At 57.2% G+C, this 15156-nt stretch carries 14 protein-coding genes; all 14 read right to left on the minus strand.

All coding sequences use genetic code 11. The annotated features are described in order from the left end of the window. Positions 1-147: 147 nt before the first annotated feature. Positions 148-1656 carry an oligosaccharide flippase family protein gene (locus KKO72_RS15795; RefSeq protein ID WP_214940830.1) on the minus strand — a complete coding sequence of 503 codons (1509 nt, stop codon included), beginning with the start codon at positions 1654-1656 and terminating at the stop codon, positions 148-150. Further along, positions 1650-2804 (minus strand): glycosyltransferase family 4 protein, encoded by a 1155-nt coding sequence (locus tag KKO72_RS15800; protein ID WP_214940834.1) that lies wholly within the window; start codon positions 2802-2804, stop codon positions 1650-1652. The genes KKO72_RS15795 and KKO72_RS15800 overlap by 7 nt, the downstream gene beginning before the upstream one ends. A 44-nt stretch (positions 2805-2848) precedes the next feature. Further along, positions 2849-3832 (minus strand): GDP-L-fucose synthase, encoded by a 984-nt coding sequence (locus KKO72_RS15805; RefSeq protein WP_214940836.1) that lies wholly within the window; start codon positions 3830-3832, stop codon positions 2849-2851. A gap of 11 nt (positions 3833-3843) precedes the next feature. Next, positions 3844-4959, minus strand: a complete 1116-nt coding sequence (gene gmd, locus KKO72_RS15810) for a GDP-mannose 4,6-dehydratase (RefSeq protein ID WP_214940849.1) — start codon at positions 4957-4959, stop codon at positions 3844-3846. Between the two features lie 11 nt (positions 4960-4970). Then, positions 4971-5669, minus strand: a complete 699-nt coding sequence (epsI, locus tag KKO72_RS15815) for an exosortase-associated protein EpsI, B-type (protein WP_214940866.1) — start codon at positions 5667-5669, stop codon at positions 4971-4973. Positions 5670-5732: 63 nt separating this feature from the next. Further along, positions 5733-6620, minus strand: a complete 888-nt coding sequence (gene xrtB, locus KKO72_RS15820; protein ID WP_214940868.1) for an exosortase B — start codon at positions 6618-6620, stop codon at positions 5733-5735. 22 nt (positions 6621-6642) lie between these two features. Then, positions 6643-7530, minus strand: a complete 888-nt coding sequence (gene epsG / locus KKO72_RS15825) for a chain length determinant protein tyrosine kinase EpsG (protein ID WP_214940884.1) — start codon at positions 7528-7530, stop codon at positions 6643-6645. Beyond that, a complete protein-coding gene (gene epsF / locus KKO72_RS15830; protein ID WP_214940887.1) occupies positions 7527-8876 on the minus strand; it encodes a chain length determinant protein EpsF in 1350 nt (449 codons plus the stop codon). The genes epsG and epsF overlap by 4 nt, the downstream gene beginning before the upstream one ends. Positions 8877-8878: 2 nt before the next feature. Further along, a complete protein-coding gene (gene epsE / locus KKO72_RS15835; protein ID WP_214940904.1) occupies positions 8879-9721 on the minus strand; it encodes a polysaccharide export protein EpsE in 843 nt (280 codons plus the stop codon). Between the two features lie 53 nt (positions 9722-9774). Further along, a complete protein-coding gene (locus KKO72_RS15840; RefSeq protein WP_214940917.1) occupies positions 9775-10722 on the minus strand; it encodes an EpsD family peptidyl-prolyl cis-trans isomerase in 948 nt (315 codons plus the stop codon). Between the two features lie 12 nt (positions 10723-10734). Continuing rightward, positions 10735-11961: an XrtB/PEP-CTERM-associated polysaccharide biosynthesis outer membrane protein EpsL gene (gene epsL, locus KKO72_RS15845; protein WP_214940920.1), complete on the minus strand. Its 1227-nt coding sequence runs from the start codon at positions 11959-11961 to the stop codon at positions 10735-10737. 2 nt (positions 11962-11963) lie between these two features. Next, a complete protein-coding gene (locus tag KKO72_RS15850) occupies positions 11964-13385 on the minus strand; it encodes an undecaprenyl-phosphate glucose phosphotransferase (protein ID WP_214940923.1) in 1422 nt (473 codons plus the stop codon). Next, positions 13378-14169, minus strand: a complete 792-nt coding sequence (gene epsA, locus KKO72_RS15855) for an XrtB/PEP-CTERM-associated transcriptional regulator EpsA (RefSeq protein ID WP_256445110.1) — start codon at positions 14167-14169, stop codon at positions 13378-13380. The genes KKO72_RS15850 and epsA overlap by 8 nt, the downstream gene beginning before the upstream one ends. A 340-nt stretch (positions 14170-14509) precedes the next feature. Next, a complete protein-coding gene (locus KKO72_RS15860; RefSeq protein WP_214940929.1) occupies positions 14510-15049 on the minus strand; it encodes an FxDxF family PEP-CTERM protein in 540 nt (179 codons plus the stop codon). Positions 15050-15156 lie beyond the last annotated feature (107 nt).

A 15156-nucleotide genomic window follows, 5' to 3' on the forward strand; every position in this document is an offset into this window, starting at 1 on the left:
TATTAGAGTAGATGATTAAAATCATTGGAATGATATAAATGCGATCTCGCTTTATCAAGATCGCAAAAATACCAACAAAAACAATCAGAACTAGATACTTAAGCATTACATGCATTCACTCTGACATTAATTTGAATTGATTCGATATCAAATATCGTTATTAGTGTTTTTCTTGAAAATTTTTGAAACAACAACTTTTCCCATTGAATTAAATTGCAATGCAAATAGAGTGATTGCCAAAAAAATGGTAGGCACAATCAGTGCCGCCACCATATCCATAGAAGCATATCGATTAAAAAACTCGCCGCCGGATATTGAAATGACAGCACCAAGTACAACCAATAACAAATAAACACGCTGACCACACGGAACAATATCCATCATCCCAAAACCCAATCGCCGATTTACAATTTGTATCAGCATTATATTGGGAATTATTAATGCACAAGAGGCAGCCAATACCACACCAACCCCAGAAAAGTGATAACCAAGAATAGACCCTAAGGCAAGATTAATAAACCCGTTAAAAACATGGTTTATCGTATTCCAAGTTAACGAACCCGTCCCAATATTAAAAAAATATGGTACAGCACTTAAATTCGTTGCCAGCCAACCAAAGGAGACAATCGCACCATAAACAACAAAATATGATTCATAGTGACCAATCCACAAAAAAGAAATTAGTGGCAGCGATAATATAATACCAATGTAATATGGAAGCACCAATAAAAAGGAGAATCCATACGCCTTCTTGTAGAGTGCAAGCAGATCAGCTTTATCAGCAAAGTTTCCACCAGCTATTTCTGGAACAAGTGCTTGTTGTGCAGAAACAATGACCGATCGTGCCTTTTGGAGCAACTGATTTGCCATTTCGTAAAAAGCTGTTTGTGACAAACCACCATACTTAGCAAGCAAAAACTTGGTAACTGGGTCAAAAAACATACCTGCCAGCATACCAATCTGAAAGTTTGTGGCGTACCCAAGCATTTCCCTAAAGTCAGTTTTGTACCAACGGCATGGAATGAGTGGCAGTGTTGGTATAAATCTTCGCAAGATTATCCAAGTACTGCAAACCAAAGTCAGGCTTTGTATTGTTTGTGCAATAGCTATACCTAAAAGTCCAAATTTAGGAACCAGAATAACAGTGATAACAATATAAAGAATATTACAACTAACCAGAACAATGTTTTTCACATCCATCCGGTGGCAGGCATCTATTCCCGATTGAAAAATACCTGAAATCATCGCAAATAATAACGATGCAACAGCATAAGGGAGTATTTCGAGCGCTGGTGAAATCGCAGTCGGTGGCAAGACCCATTGCAGCAATAAGTGCAATACAGGCAATGCCAGCAATGCCAGCGTTAAAAGTGCGGCACTGATGGTTAATGCAGCGGTTTGAACCAGTCGCGCAGATTTCTCCAGTTGACCTTCTGCATTGCTATTAGCCACGAACTTGACAATAGCACCCGCAAGTCCCATGTCGGTTAGCCGTCCCACGGATGTACTAGCCAGAACGATGGCCCAAATACCTAGTTGTTCCGCTCCTAACTGTTTCAGCAGAAAACGATATAAAAAGAATAGTAAAGCTGCTGAAAGCACGGTTTGAAGAGCCGAGAAAGCCGCATTGTTCAGGAGCCGCTTCTTGATCAGCATTTCTGGAGTACCAAAGGTTCCAACAAAGACTCCAACGAAGCTACTGCAACGCGCCAGTTAAGTCGTTCTTCATAGAACTTCCTTGCTCGCAACGCAGTTTTTATATAGGTCTCGTTGCTTTCCAACTGGCCTGCAATCAGTTCTGCATAGGCTTGTGCCGACTCGTCCACACCCAAAGCCCAACCGTTGAGACCATTCTGCACTACAGTTGGAATGCCCCCCGTTGCTCGGGCAATGGAAGGAACACCAAAGGCAGATGCCTCGGCAAAAACCAGGCCATAGCACTCCGCAATACTCGGTACAAAGAGATAGTGGGAGTTGAGTAAAAGCGAGCGCAGTTTTTCACGTCCTTCTGCTGTTGACTTTGATACAAACCCGTGGGGCCGAACGCAGTCAGGCATGTCGCCAACAGGTTGGCAGCCCACCACATCTACAGTTGCGTTGAAGCCTTTTTCGCGCAAAGCCAGGGCAGTTTGCACGACCAAGTCGCCCCCTTTTCTGTGCCATTCCACACCAATGAACAAAAGGCGACATTCCCCCACTTGGGTGCGTGCATGGATGGCTGCTCTCACCTCTTCTTCGCTAGGTACTTCGGTCAGATTGGCACCCAGCGGCACAACCACAACGTTCTTTGCTTCAACTTTGTAGTTGCTCAGTGCACTTTGCGCCGCCCAATCGGATGAAAAGACTGACAGAGCTGCCTTGCTGAGTGACGCCTGTTGGATCTGGTTGCCATGCCGGATGGTTGCATTAGCGAAGTTTTGCCATTTGCCTGGGTAGTAACCCACCATGCCTGCAAAGGTGGCATCTTCCCAGGTCACTATAGGCACAGCGGTATCTAGGCCCGCGCTCACCAGACTGGAGGGGCACAAAACGGCGTCAAAGTCCTCAGCCGCCATTTGCGCAGCAGCTTGTTTGGACAAGGTTTTTGCGAGCAAAGGGTGACGACTGAAGTCGTAGCATTTTCCCGTCAGGACTTGGTAAGCCTTTTGAAGCAGCTTGAAAAATCGAGGAAATGGCGGATGCAAGGGGCCAATTTCCTTGACGCTGTGGCCTGCCTGCCGAAGCCCTTGCACCATGAAAAAGGGCGTGCCAGACCATGATTGGACATTTTTTGAATCCAATTGCGAGACAAAGGCAATTTTCATTGGCTGGTTCTAACTTTCTTGATCATCGAAAGCTGGGCGATGTATCAGGATTCAACTTGAGCTGCAAATTCGATGTATGCAGAGGTCAGTCCTGCTTCAAAAGCAGTCTGCGCTCTCCAGCCAATACCGTTCAGCCGTGACACATCCATGAGCTTGCGCGGCGTCCCATCCGGCTTGCTGGCATCAAACACGATGTCACCCGTGTAACCCACCACACGCTGAATGGTTTCGGCCAGCTCTTTGATCGTCACGTCATGACCCACACCGATGTTGATCAGCGGTGGCTCAAATTTGCCAGTTTTTGACTCATCGCTGCCCAGCAGGCGGGTGTATGGCTCATCTGGCAGGTTCATCAGGTACACACATGCATCTGCCATGTCTTCGTTGTACAAAAATTCGCGCCGTGGCGTGCCACTGCCCCACACCGTCACCGTGGGGGCGTTGGTCACCTTGGCCTCATGAAACTTGCGGATCAGCGCGGGGATCACGTGGCTGTTGTCGGGGTGGTAGTTGTCACCGGGGCCATACAGGTTGGTGGGCATGGCAGCCAGGTATTGGGTGCCGTACTGGCGGTTGTAGCTCCAGCACATTTCCACACCCGCAATCTTGGCCAGGGCATAGGGCCGGTTGGTCGGCTCCAGCGGGCCGGTCAACAAGTGTTCTTCTTTCATGGGCTGAGGTGCCAGCTTGGGGTAGATGCAGCTGGAGCCCAAAAACAGCAGGCGTTTGACCTGGTTCACATACGCGGCGTGGATGATGTTGCTTTGTATCGCTAGGTTGTCGCGGATGAATTCGGCCGGGTAGATGTTGTTGGCCAGAATGCCGCCCACTTTGGCAGCGGCCAAAAACACGTAGTCTGGCTTCTCGGCTTCAAAAAAGGCCGCGGTGGCGGCCTGGTTGGTCAGGTCCAGCTCGGCATGGGTGCGTAGCAGCAAGTTGGTGTAGCCAGCGGCTTGCAGGTTGCGCACAATGGCGCCACCCACTAGGCCGCGGTGGCCTGCGATGTAAATCTTGGCGTTTTTATCCATGGTGCTGGGGTTTATTCGTGGTGGTCGTAGGTTTGGAATCCGGCCAGTTTGACCAGCGCATCACGCTTGGCACTGGTGAAGTCGGCCTGCACCATCTCGGCCACCAGTTCTTTCAAGCTGGTTTTGGGCACCCATCCCAGTTTTTCTTTGGCCTTGGTGGGGTCGCCCAGCAGGGTTTCCACCTCGGTGGGGCGGTAGTAGCGCGGGTCTACCTTGACGATCACGTCGCCCACCTTGCATTTGGCGTCTTTGCCCGTGACTTCGCTCACGGTGCCAATCTCGTCGGCGCCCTCGCCGCTCCAAGCCAGGCTGATGCCCAGCTCTTGTGCGGCAAATTCCACAAACTGGCGCACGCTGTATTGCACGCCGGTGGCAATGACAAAGTCCTCCGGTTTGTCTTGCTGCAGCATCAGCCACTGCATCTCGACATAGTCGCGGGCGTGGCCCCAGTCGCGCAGCGCGCTCATGTTGCCCAGGTACAGGCAGTCTTGCAGGCCCAGCGCAATGCGGCTGATGGCGCGGGTGATTTTGCGGGTCACAAAGGTCTCACCACGCAGCGGGCTTTCGTGGTTGAACAAGATGCCGTTGCAGGCATAAATGCCATAGGCCTCGCGGTAGTTCACCGTGATCCAGTAGGCATACATTTTGGCCACGGCATAGGGGCTGCGCGGGTAAAACGGGGTAGTTTCCTTTTGCGGAATTTCCTGCACCAGGCCATACAGTTCACTGGTACTGGCTTGGTAAAAGCGGGTTTTTTTCTCCAACCCCAGGATGCGGATGGCCTCCAAAATGCGCAGTGCACCCATGCCATCTGCATCGGCGGTGTACTCGGGGCTCTCAAAGCTCACAGCCACGTGGCTCATGGCACCCAGGTTGTAGATTTCATCTGGCTGCACCTGTTGGATGATGCGCGTCAGGTTGCTGGTGTCTGTCAAGTCGCCGTAGTGCAGCGTAAAGCTGTGGTTGGACTCATGCGGGTCCAGGTACAGGTGGTCAATGCGGTCGGTGTTGAAGCTGGAGGCACGGCGTTTGATGCCGTGAACTTCATAACCTTTTTGCAGCAACAGCTCAGCCAAATAAGAGCCATCTTGCCCGGTTACGCCTGTGATCAGTGCTACTTTTTTCATATTTTTTCGGTTTAGTTCAAGGGTTGGAATGTGTTGAGCTTGCCTGCAAACCGGGTGCGGTTGGCAGGGCTGATGGCCTCAACCATGGCGTTGGCAAACTGGTTTTGCACGGCGTAGGCACGTGCATTGTCTGGGTCGATGGACGACACCCGCACCAACATGCCGTCTGGAATACGTTTGTCCAGGGCGTAGCGCATTTCGGTCAGTTTTTTGTCGATACCGCTGGTCACGTTGTGGTCACCCACCACCGTCCAGTAGGTGATGGGTTCAAGCCGCTGGCCCAGGCTGGTGGCCAGGCGGGTGGCGGCAATGGGTTTGCCCAACAGGTCCAGCGCCCCGGCTTGTTTACTCAGCAACATGAAGCCCTGCGCCGGGTAACAAATTTCGGGCCGATGAAGTTGCAACGCATCGCTCTGGTTTTTGCCATACGCAATTGACAGCATGATGCGGTAACCCTCTGTGTTGATGTAGCTGCGGGTCAGCGTCTGGCTGTAGAGCTGGTCAATCACACTTTTTTGCTGGGGGTTGACCACCTGGGCCATCCGGTTGACGTCTTCGCGCCAGGCGCCAAAACTGGTGGGCACCATGGCGTCAAGGTCCATGGGCGCGCGTTCGTCAGCCAGGCTGATGGTGGGCCGCAGCGCGGCACCCAAGGCCGCAGACAGCAGCATCAACACCAGCAGAAGGATGGATTTGCTTGAAAGTTTCATCACAAGTGCTATGAATTGTTTAGCTACAAGCGCTTGTAACATAAGGGCCATAGGCACATTTGCTCATGCATTGACCCCCTTGTCACGGCGGCGGTAAGACTCAAAACCTTGCAGCACGGTGTCAAACCCGATGATCAGCAGCAGCGCACTGATAAACAGCACCATGCCCGCAAACCCATGCAAAAAGCCCTGCCCCGCCGCGTCGCCCCAGTGGTAGGTGATGAGTGTGAGGCTCATCACCCGGATGACGTTGGCGGTGAACGAGATCGGCACAATCAAGATGGCCAGACCAATGTTGCGCACGGCCGAGTCGCGCCGCACCAGGTTCAGGTACAGCAGGCCCAGGGCCTCCAGCGTCAATAGCGTGTGCAAGCCAGCGCAGGCATCTGCCACCAGCAGCATGTATTGGCCGATTTGCAGCGTGACCCCGGTGCGAGATATGGGGTAACCCACCCAGTACAGGATGTTTTCAGCCACAAAAGACACGGCCATTTTCATGGGCATGGTCACCGCGTCGACCACGTTGCCGGGCAGTGGCACCATGAACAGCATGAAAAACAGCGCAAACCATTGCGCCTTGAGCGCTTTGCTGCCCAGGTTCAGCAGAGCAATACCCACCAGCAGCCAGATCACCGAGCCGATCTCGAACAACAAGATGTCTTGTGAACGGCCCAGCGCATACAACAGCAGCCCAAAAACGAAGATGGGCCAACCCCAGGGGCTTGTCTTTTGACCCTGCGCAGCGGCTTGCATGGCCCCCCAGTTGCGATACAGCAGCCAAACACTGATGCCCAGCACAATGGGGCCGTGCATTTGCTCGTCACTGGCCCATATGCCGGTCAACAGGTCGTACAGGCTGGGCACATACAGCACCGCCAGACCGATCATCACCGGCAGCCAGGCCAGCAGCGCGGCCAGCTGCCCGGGCCGACTGGTGGAGGTGGTGGGCATCAGGGCGCGCATCAAGCGTGGCTCAGGCGTCGTTCAAAACCGAGCCCACCAGCGCCACACCACCGTCTTGCAGGCGTTTTGCCAGCTGGGTGGTGGCGGGCAGCAGCGTGGCGTTTTTGCGCGCCACGATCAGGGCCGCACCGGCGCGGGCGGCCACCAGCTCGGCGTCGGCAAAGCTGGCACCTGCGGGCGTGTCGATCAGGATCACGTCAAACTGCTGGGCGGCGCTGTTAAGTAGCTGTCCAAAGCTGGCCTGGCCCAGCAGTTCTTGCGGGTTGGGTGGCACCGCGCCTGCGGGCAGCACCATCAGGCTGTCAAGACCGGGCACCGTGTGCGCGGCCTCGCCCAGGCTGGCGCGCCCGGCCAGCACGGCCGACAGACCGTGGCCACGCTCCAACTTGAACAGGCTGTGCTGGCCACGCTCTGGTTTGGCGCGCAGGTCGGCATCAATCAGCAGGGTGCGCTGGCCTTGCTGGGCAAACACGATGGCCAGGTTGGCGCTGACAAAACTGCGCCCCTCGCCCACCCCGGCGCTGACCACGGCCAGCACCTTGCGCGCCGGGTCGCCGTTGAACCAGCGCAGCACCAACTGGCTGCGCACAGCGCGCAGGTTTTCGCTGGCCACACTAAAGGGTTGGTAGGCGGCCACCAGCTCAGGGCTCAGCCGGGTGTCGCTGGGGTTGAGGTAGGCGTAGTTGAACTGCTGGCTCAGGACCTGGTCGATGTCCTCTTTGGTGAGCAGCTGCAGGCTGATGGCGGTTTCGCCAAACGGCGTGTTGTTTTTAGCCTGGCTGTCCAGAATGCGCTGCAGGTCGGCCGGGCGCAGGCGGCCACTGGCCACCAAGATGTCGCCCATGCTGCGGGGGGTGCTGCGCGTGTTCAGGGTGGTGATGCTGTCGGCGGCGTTCATGCGGCGGCTCCGGTGTGTGCAATGCTGCCCAGCACGGGCAGGTTAAGGGCATCGGCCAGGTCGTCGGCGCTGCGCACGCGGCGGTTGGCCAGCTCAAGCATCAGCGCCAGGCCCACGGCCAGCAGCGTGCCCAAGAAGATGGACACCAGGATGTTCAAAAACACCTTGGGCTTGGACGGGTCGGACGGCGCGGTGGCGGCGTTGAGCACGGCAATGTTGGTTTGGGTGGTTTGGCTCTCAAGATTGGTTTGAGAGGCGCGTTGGCTCACCACCTCAAAGGCGCGTTGGGCAGACTCGACATCGCGGCGCAGCACATTGAGTTCGTCACGCTGTTTGTTCAGGGCCAGCACGCGGGCTTTTTGGCTGGACAAGGCGCCTTGAAGCTGGGCTTCGCGCTGTTTGCCCACCTGGTAGGTGGTTTCGATACTGCTGGTGATCTTGCGGGTTTCAGACTCCAGCTGGGCTTTCAGGGTGGCCAGCTCTGACTCGGCGCGCTGGGTTTGCGGGTGGTTTTTGCCCAGGTTGCCACTGTTCTCCACCAGCTTGGCTTCCAGGCGGGCAATGTCGGCTTTGAGGCCGTTGATCAGCGGGCTTTGCATGACCTCGGCAATGGTGTCGGCCTTGGCGCTGCCGCGTTTGCTCTGGCTGTCGGTGGTCAGGGCCTGAACGCCGGTGAGCTGGCTGCTGGTCTCATTCAACTTGGCGGTCTCAAAGTCGACCCGCTCGTCCACCGAGGTGATGCCGTTTTGCTGCTGGTAGTCAGACAGGGCTTTTTGGGCGGCCTCGAGTTTGGTGCGGGCGGCTTTGGTCTGCTCTTCAAAAAACGTAGCGTACTGCCGAGCCGGGGCAAGGCGCAGGTCCAGGTTGACGTTGATGTACGCCTGGGCAAAGGCGTTGGCCACGGCGGCGGCAAAGTCGGGGTCGGTGCCGTTGTAGTTGACGTTGATGACGTTGCTTTCGCGGCTGGGTTTCACCTCAAGCTTCTTTTGCAGCAGCTCGGCCAGCCAGTCGATGAGCTGGCCCTTGCCATCCGTGTCGTCGCGCCACTGCTGTTGCACCACGGCATTGCTGTCGAGCTTGAGCAGCTTGATCACGTCTTTGGCCACGCGGTCGCTGTTGATGATGTCGATTTGTGTGGCCATGTAGCCGGGAGCCATCATGCCTTGCAGCATCTGGCCGGTGACCGGGTCGGGGGACTTGACGTCGACAACCACGGTGGCGCTGGCGGTGTATTGCTTGGGCAGCAGCAGGCTGACCACCACCGTGGTGGCCACGGTGATCAGAAACACCAGCAGCGCCACTTTGTAGCGGGCCCGAAGGATGAGCAGGAATTGTTGGAGTGTCATGGTCAGAACAGGCTTTCGTTCACGTAAATCACGTCGTTGGGCAACACCGGGTCGGTCAGGTTGGGGCTGATTTGCTCAATGCTGCCGTCTGCGGCCTTGCGGTGCAGGCGCAGGCGTTTCTCTGAGCCACGCACGGTGGGGCCGCCACCCAGAGCCAGCGCCTGCATCACGGTCATGCCGCGCTCGATGCGAAACGAGCCGGGGCGCTGGGCCTCACCGTAGATGTAGAACACCGGGGCGCGGTGCACGTAGATGCTGTCGCCACCTTGCAGCACGATGTCGTCCTGCAGTTTTTCGGCCAGGAAGATGGACGCAATGTCGATCTGTTTGCGGAATGTCTGGCCGTTGCGCACGCCCACGACAATGGCCACGTCGTCACCGGTGGCGGTGGCGCCACCGGCGTTGGCGAGCATGTCGCTCAGGCGGGTGTTGGCGGTCTCCAGCGGAAAGCGCCCGGGGCGGTTGACCTGGCCCAGCACCGACACCTGGTTGCCACGAATCTGCAGCAGCACGATGTTGACCTGGGGTGCTTTGATAAAGCCGCCACTTTGTAGGGCGTCGGCAATCTTCTTCTCGGCGGCGGCAATACCCAGGCCACCGAGCTGCACCGCGCCAATCAGCGGGTAGGTGATGGAGCCGTTTTCAGAGACGCGGGTTTCGATGGTGAGGTCGGGGTTTTGAAAGACCTGGATCTTGATCGCGTCACCGGCGCCCAGCGGGTAGTCGGGCTTGGTTTGGCTGCTGGCAGCGGCGGTTGGCTGGGCCTGGGCCAGCGGGCTGAGGCCGCCCAGCGCAAGCAAGGTGGCCAGCAAAACAGGGGTCAGGCGGGAGAGTCGATTGGACATGGGTGGCGGTATGGTGAAGTCAATGAGGGTGGTGATGCAGTTGTTGGCAGAGCTTACTTGAGCCCGGCAACTCCCTTATCTATAGCTGTAGGCTCAGACGCAGCGGGGGCTGGAGCCGGATTTTGTTCAGAACTGGCGGGGGCAGGTGTGTTGGCAAACTCACCCATGTAGGTGATGGTGGTGGCGCTGCGCAGGCGTTTGATGTCGGCCGCAATGGCTTCGTTGGCGCGCTGGTTGGCCAGGAATTGCTCTACCCGCGGCAGGGCTGCGGCTTCCGTCACTGGCGACAGCTGCGAGGACACCACGTGCACCAGGGTGGCAGACCGAGGCGCTTCGATCACCAGGCTCTGGCCGTCTTTGACAGTGTGCAACTTGGCCAGCACTTCCAGCGGGATCTGCTCGGCAGAGCGGGTGGCGCTGCCCGCGTTGAAGGCCACACCCTGGGTTTTGAGGGTGGTCGCAATCTCTTCCATGGACTTGCCAGCGGCCAGCAGGCTGCGCATTTGGTTGGCCACAGCGTCTGCGCCCGCACGGGGTGGCAGCACAATTTCTTGCAGGTTGTAGATGCGGCGTTCGGCAAACAGTTGTGGGTGTTCGGTGATGTAGGTTTTGGCGTCTTCGGGGGTGGGTTTGGGCAGACCAGCCGCCACTTTTTGCAGGTAGGCACGCGCCAGGATGTCGCGCCGGGCGGCTTCGATCTGGGCCACCACCTCGGGCGAGCGGTGCAATTTGGATTCGGTGGCCTGGTCAACGGCGAGCTGCTGGTCGATGAGTTTCTCAAGCACCTCGCGGCTGAGGTTCTTGACGGCTTCGGGCGTGGCACCGGCGGTGTTGGTGCGCTGTAACACCTGGTTGATCTGGTGCACCGAGATTTCTTCGGAGCCTACTTTGACAGCCACTTGGGTGGCAGCGGGTTTCTCGTCTTTGTTGCCACAGGCGGCCAGGCTCAGGGCCAGGGCGGTGAGGGTCAAGGTGAGACACAGTCGGGGCGTGAATGTCATGGCGTGATGGTTTTAAAAACTGTAGTTGGCTGAGAAGCTGGCCATTTGGCTACGGTAGTCGATGCCAGGCAGGGTGGAGGTTCGGGTGGCGTTGGTGAAGGAGGCGTTGAGGGTGGCGGACTGGGTGGGCTGCCAGGCCAGGCTGAGGGTGGTGTCGCGCACGGTGTCTTGGCGGTTGAGTGCCGAGGCGCCGGTGGGCGCGTCAAGGTAGTCGATGTGAGACAGGTCGTAGCGCAGGCTGAGCGCGGTTTTGGGGCTGATCTGCCAGCTGGGGCCAACCGAGAGTTTGTCGGTCTGGGTGTAGTTGGCGTAGCTGGTCTGGTAGGCACCTAACCTGCGTGAGATATCGGCCGAGAGGCTGGTTTTGCCGCTGAGGGACCAGTTGAGGCTGGCGCCCGCCTGCGTACCGCTGAAGTCGCGCTGTGCAAAGTGCGGGTGGCTGCGCTGCACGTAGCCGACGTTGGCATTGGCGGTGAGTTTGCCGCTGATCACCCAGCGCAGGCGCAGCTCGGACTCGGTCTGGTCGTAGCGGTCGTCCACCAGGTTGGTGGCGCCCAGGCTGCGGTTGAGGTAGCGGCCATTCGAGGCGGTGGCGCGGTAGCTCAGGCTGCTGCCAGATGGGTAGTCGTAACGTGCCCCTACATTGGCAGAGCGGACGTTGTAGTCGCTGTCGGCCAGCAAGGCCTGTTCGTTGACCTGTTTGCGCTGCGAGACACCGCCCAGCAGTCGCCAGGCGCCACTGAGTTCGTAGAGCGCGTCAAAGCCGGTGCTGGTGTCGGTGCGCAGGTTGCGCCGGGTGCGCACGGTGTTGTCCTGGTTGTCAGAAAAGCTGTTGAGGGTTTCCTGGCGGTTGGCGCTGAGGCTGCCATGCAGGCGGGGTGTGACGCTCCAACGCCAGGCGGCGGCGTAGTTGCGGGCGGTGAAGCTGAGGTAGTCAAAGTTCTGGTAGCGGTAGTCGACCAGGCTCAGGTCAAGCTCGATGCGCTGCAGGCTGTAGGCCTTGTTGTAGCTCAGCCCCAGTGTGGTGACACCAATGTTCTCGGAGGCACTGTCTTTGCCAGTGCTGGCTTTGACGTTGGCGTTGTCAGGCAGGCGAAACAGGTTGTTGTCGCGCATGAGGGTTTCGCTGGCGCGCAGGTGCAGGCCGGGTTCAGCCTGCTGCGCCCAGGCGGCACCGGCCAGGCCCACACAAACAGCGGGCAGCAGCAAGACACAGGTCAAGGTTGAACGCATCGCCATGATCAGTAGGCTTTCTGGTCTTTGGAGACCAGGCGCACGGTCTTGAGGATGATGTGCAGATCAAGCTGGAGGGACCAGTTGCGCAGGTAGTCCAGGTCGTAGTCGATGCGGCCCTGCATTTTCTCGAGGGTGTCAGTCTCGCCGCGAAAGCCGTTGACCTGCGCCCAGCCGGTGATGCCGGGTTTGACTTTGTGGCGCACCATGTAGCCTTTGATGAGTTTGCGGTACAGCTCGTTGTGGGCCACGGCGTGTGGGCGCGGCCCGACGATGCTCATGCGCCCCTGCAGCACGTTGACAAACTGGGGCAGCTCATCAAGCGAGGATCGGCGCAAAAAGGCACCCAACGGGGTGATGCGGGCGTCGTTCTTTTGTGCCTGTTTGATGGTGCCGCCGTCTTCGGTCACCGTCATGGAGCGGAACTTGTAGACCAGGATTTCTTCGCCGTCCAGGCCATAGCGGCGTTGTTTGAAGATGACCGGGCCGGGCGAGGTGAGCTTGACCGCCAGCGCAATACCCATTAGCAGCGGGTGGATCAGTAGCAGGATGAGGATGGACAGAACGATGTCGCTGGCGCGTTTGACAAAGCCGTTTTTGCCCTGGAAGGGAGATTCACAGACCGAGATCACCGGCATGCCACACACGGTGCTTTGCTGGCCCTGGATCAGGTCGGTGACAAACATGTCGGGCACAAAATAGACCGAGGCGGTGGTGTCTTTGAGGTCGTCCAGGATTTGCAGAATGCGCGGCTGCGAGGCCATGGGCAAGGAGAGATAGATCAGGTTGATCTGGCGGGCCTTGACGATGTCGGCCAGCTGGTCGATCTTGCCCAACAGGGGCGGCGCGTTGGTGACGTTGAGGCGGCTGGTGTCGCGGCTGTCGACAAAACCGGTGAGTTCCATGCGCGAGAAACGGGCGGCCTTGATGTTGTTGGCCAGGGCCAGGCCCTGGTCGTTCATGCCCACAATGATGGCGCGCTCGGGTGGACCCTGCAGTTTGAGCAGGCTGGGCGCCACGCGGCGCAACGTCAGGCTGGCGCCCAGTTCGGCAACCGGTGCCATCCACAACCAGTGGTAGATGGCGTCGGTGGAGAACTCGCGGTAATAGCGGGTGGCCCAGCCCACCAGCAGCAGCAAACCGGCTACCACCGCCCAGTTGATGAGGGTGTTGGCGGTGATGGCAAACAGGGACTCGTGCAGCCGCGACTGGCCTGGGAAGGTCAGCGCAAACACCAGCAGCGACAGGATCATGTAGGGCGGGTCGATGCCGCCGTCCACAAACCAAGCCGCGGCCCACAGCGACAGCACAATGGCCGCAGGCTCAAGCGTGGCCTCCAGCAGGCGCAGCAGACTGTCACGCCCCATGTACGGCGGGTCGGTCCGCTTGAAATACGAGGCCGCTGACAGGGACGGATTGGCTTTAAACATCGCCAAGCAGGGTTCTGATTTTGTTGACAGCCTGGGCGCGGTTGGTGACGTCGAGTTTTTTGAACACGCGCTGCAGGTGGTTTTTGACGGTGTAGGCGCTGATGTCGAGGATCATGCCGATTTCCGGGTTGGTTTTGCCAGCAGCTACCCAATGCAGGACTTCGGCCTCTCGCTCGGACAGACCGAAGTCTTGCTGCAGTTGGGCTTCGACCGGGCTGGCATCGACCGGTTGGGTCTGGTGCGGCAGGTGGGCCACTTGCCGCAGTGCCGAGTCAACATGGGGCAGCACCAGCGCCATGATGCTGCGCTCGGTCTCGCTGAAGGACGGTTTGGCACTGAACGCAACGTACAGGCAATCGTGTTTGCTGCGGTGGTCTTTGATGCCATGCACCAAAGCACAACGCATGGATTGAAGTGCGTCTTTTAAAGCATTGTTCGGGCTGGATTCGTCAAGCTCAAAACCGTTAGGACCCGTGTTGATGGAGAAAGGTTTGCGGCCAAATTCGGTCCAGCGCGCAAACAGCTGCACCAACAAAGGGCTGATGGCCGCTGAATCGGTGTCTTGCGAGCGCACACCAGCCATCTTGGAGATGATGTTGTGCTGGATGGACTGGCCACTGAAATCGCCCCACGCGGTGATCATGATGTCGTGCGCCATGTAGTACTGCATGTCGCCCTGGAGCCATACCAGCATGTCAAAGTGGCTACGCACTTCGACAGACCGGGTGAGCATGCGGTGGTAATGGTGAATTTCATCCGGTGACAGTGACTGCAGATATCCCATTGAGACGACCCCTTGCGCTTATTTTTCTTGGAACGTTGCGCTGCAACTGCTCCGAAAAAATCACGTTCAGGCACGAAGACAGCACACACTTGACCTGAGTCTAAGCAGGCACTGTGACTGCTTGATGGCAAGCAGACGAACCAGATAGTTGCCCCTCCTCAACCATTTGACAGAAAACTACAAAAAATGAAGATAAATTAGCAAAAACCCTCATTTGAGGCGGCTCAGAATTGAAAAATCAAATACTTAAAAATGAAATAAATCTGACACCTGTTGTTTGCACGCAAAAAAATGGCTACTGTCTCCAGCAGCCAGTTTTGGGCAGGCAAATGCCCGGGGGTCAGATCTTGCGACGGCGAGCAATCGCACCCATCACACCCAAACCAGCCAAAAGCATGGCAAAGGTTTCGGGCTCGGGGACCGGGGTAACGCTGATGCCACCGCTGTACCCGCCGCCATATAGGCCAGTAGTGACACCAAAGACGCTCAGGTAATAAGAACCTGCGGCACTGGAACCGAAAGACAAACTGACCTCGTCACCCGAACCAACTGCCGAAGCCAGCCACGTATCATCGTTGTTGCCAACAATGCCGTCGGCGTTGGAGAACAAAGCTATACCGCTAAATACCGTTTTAAACCAGCCGGCAGGCATGCCTTCTGGTGCAAAGTCGATCACGCTGTAACCTGAACCGGAATTGGCGGGCAAAGTGAAAGTGAAGGTGTCAACAAATCCACCAGGGGCAGCGTAGCCACTGAAGACAGTAGGTGTAGCGGCAGACACCGTGCCCAACGCCTTAGTTGTGTTGGCGCTGGCGCTCAGGCTGACGCCAATAAACATTGCCGCTGCGGCGACGCTTTTAAGCATATGGGTCGTTTTCATAGCAACTCCTTGACGTATCACCTATTGAAATAACAGGCTATGCGTCAATAGTAGAGTGAGGGAAAACCCTTGCCAATAGTCCGTTCGGACTAATTTCATGTTTAAAA

The organism is Rhodoferax sp. U11-2br, assembly GCF_018619435.1.
Taxonomy (GTDB): Bacteria; Pseudomonadota; Gammaproteobacteria; order Burkholderiales; family Burkholderiaceae_C; genus Rhodoferax.

Coding starts and splice junctions, on each gene's coding strand:
- xrtB (WP_214940868.1), bottom strand. CDS start 6,620: ATGCCCACCACCTCCACCAGTCGGCCCGGGCAGCTGGCCGCGCTGCTG.
- KKO72_RS15860 (WP_214940929.1), bottom strand. CDS start 15,049: ATGAAAACGACCCATATGCTTAAAAGCGTCGCCGCAGCGGCAATGTTT.
- gmd (WP_214940849.1), bottom strand. CDS start 4,959: ATGAAAAAAGTAGCACTGATCACAGGCGTAACCGGGCAAGATGGCTCT.
- epsL (WP_214940920.1), bottom strand. CDS start 11,961: ATGGCGATGCGTTCAACCTTGACCTGTGTCTTGCTGCTGCCCGCTGTT.
- KKO72_RS15850 (WP_214940923.1), bottom strand. CDS start 13,385: ATGTTTAAAGCCAATCCGTCCCTGTCAGCGGCCTCGTATTTCAAGCGG.
- epsA (WP_256445110.1), bottom strand. CDS start 14,169: ATGGGATATCTGCAGTCACTGTCACCGGATGAAATTCACCATTACCAC.
- epsE (WP_214940904.1), bottom strand. CDS start 9,721: ATGTCCAATCGACTCTCCCGCCTGACCCCTGTTTTGCTGGCCACCTTG.
- KKO72_RS15805 (WP_214940836.1), bottom strand. CDS start 3,832: ATGGATAAAAACGCCAAGATTTACATCGCAGGCCACCGCGGCCTAGTG.
- epsG (WP_214940884.1), bottom strand. CDS start 7,530: ATGAACGCCGCCGACAGCATCACCACCCTGAACACGCGCAGCACCCCC.
- KKO72_RS15840 (WP_214940917.1), bottom strand. CDS start 10,722: ATGACATTCACGCCCCGACTGTGTCTCACCTTGACCCTCACCGCCCTG.
- KKO72_RS15800 (WP_214940834.1), bottom strand. CDS start 2,804: ATGAAAATTGCCTTTGTCTCGCAATTGGATTCAAAAAATGTCCAATCA.
- epsI (WP_214940866.1), bottom strand. CDS start 5,669: ATGAAACTTTCAAGCAAATCCATCCTTCTGCTGGTGTTGATGCTGCTG.
- epsF (WP_214940887.1), bottom strand. CDS start 8,876: ATGACACTCCAACAATTCCTGCTCATCCTTCGGGCCCGCTACAAAGTG.
- KKO72_RS15795 (WP_214940830.1), bottom strand. CDS start 1,656: ATGCTGATCAAGAAGCGGCTCCTGAACAATGCGGCTTTCTCGGCTCTT.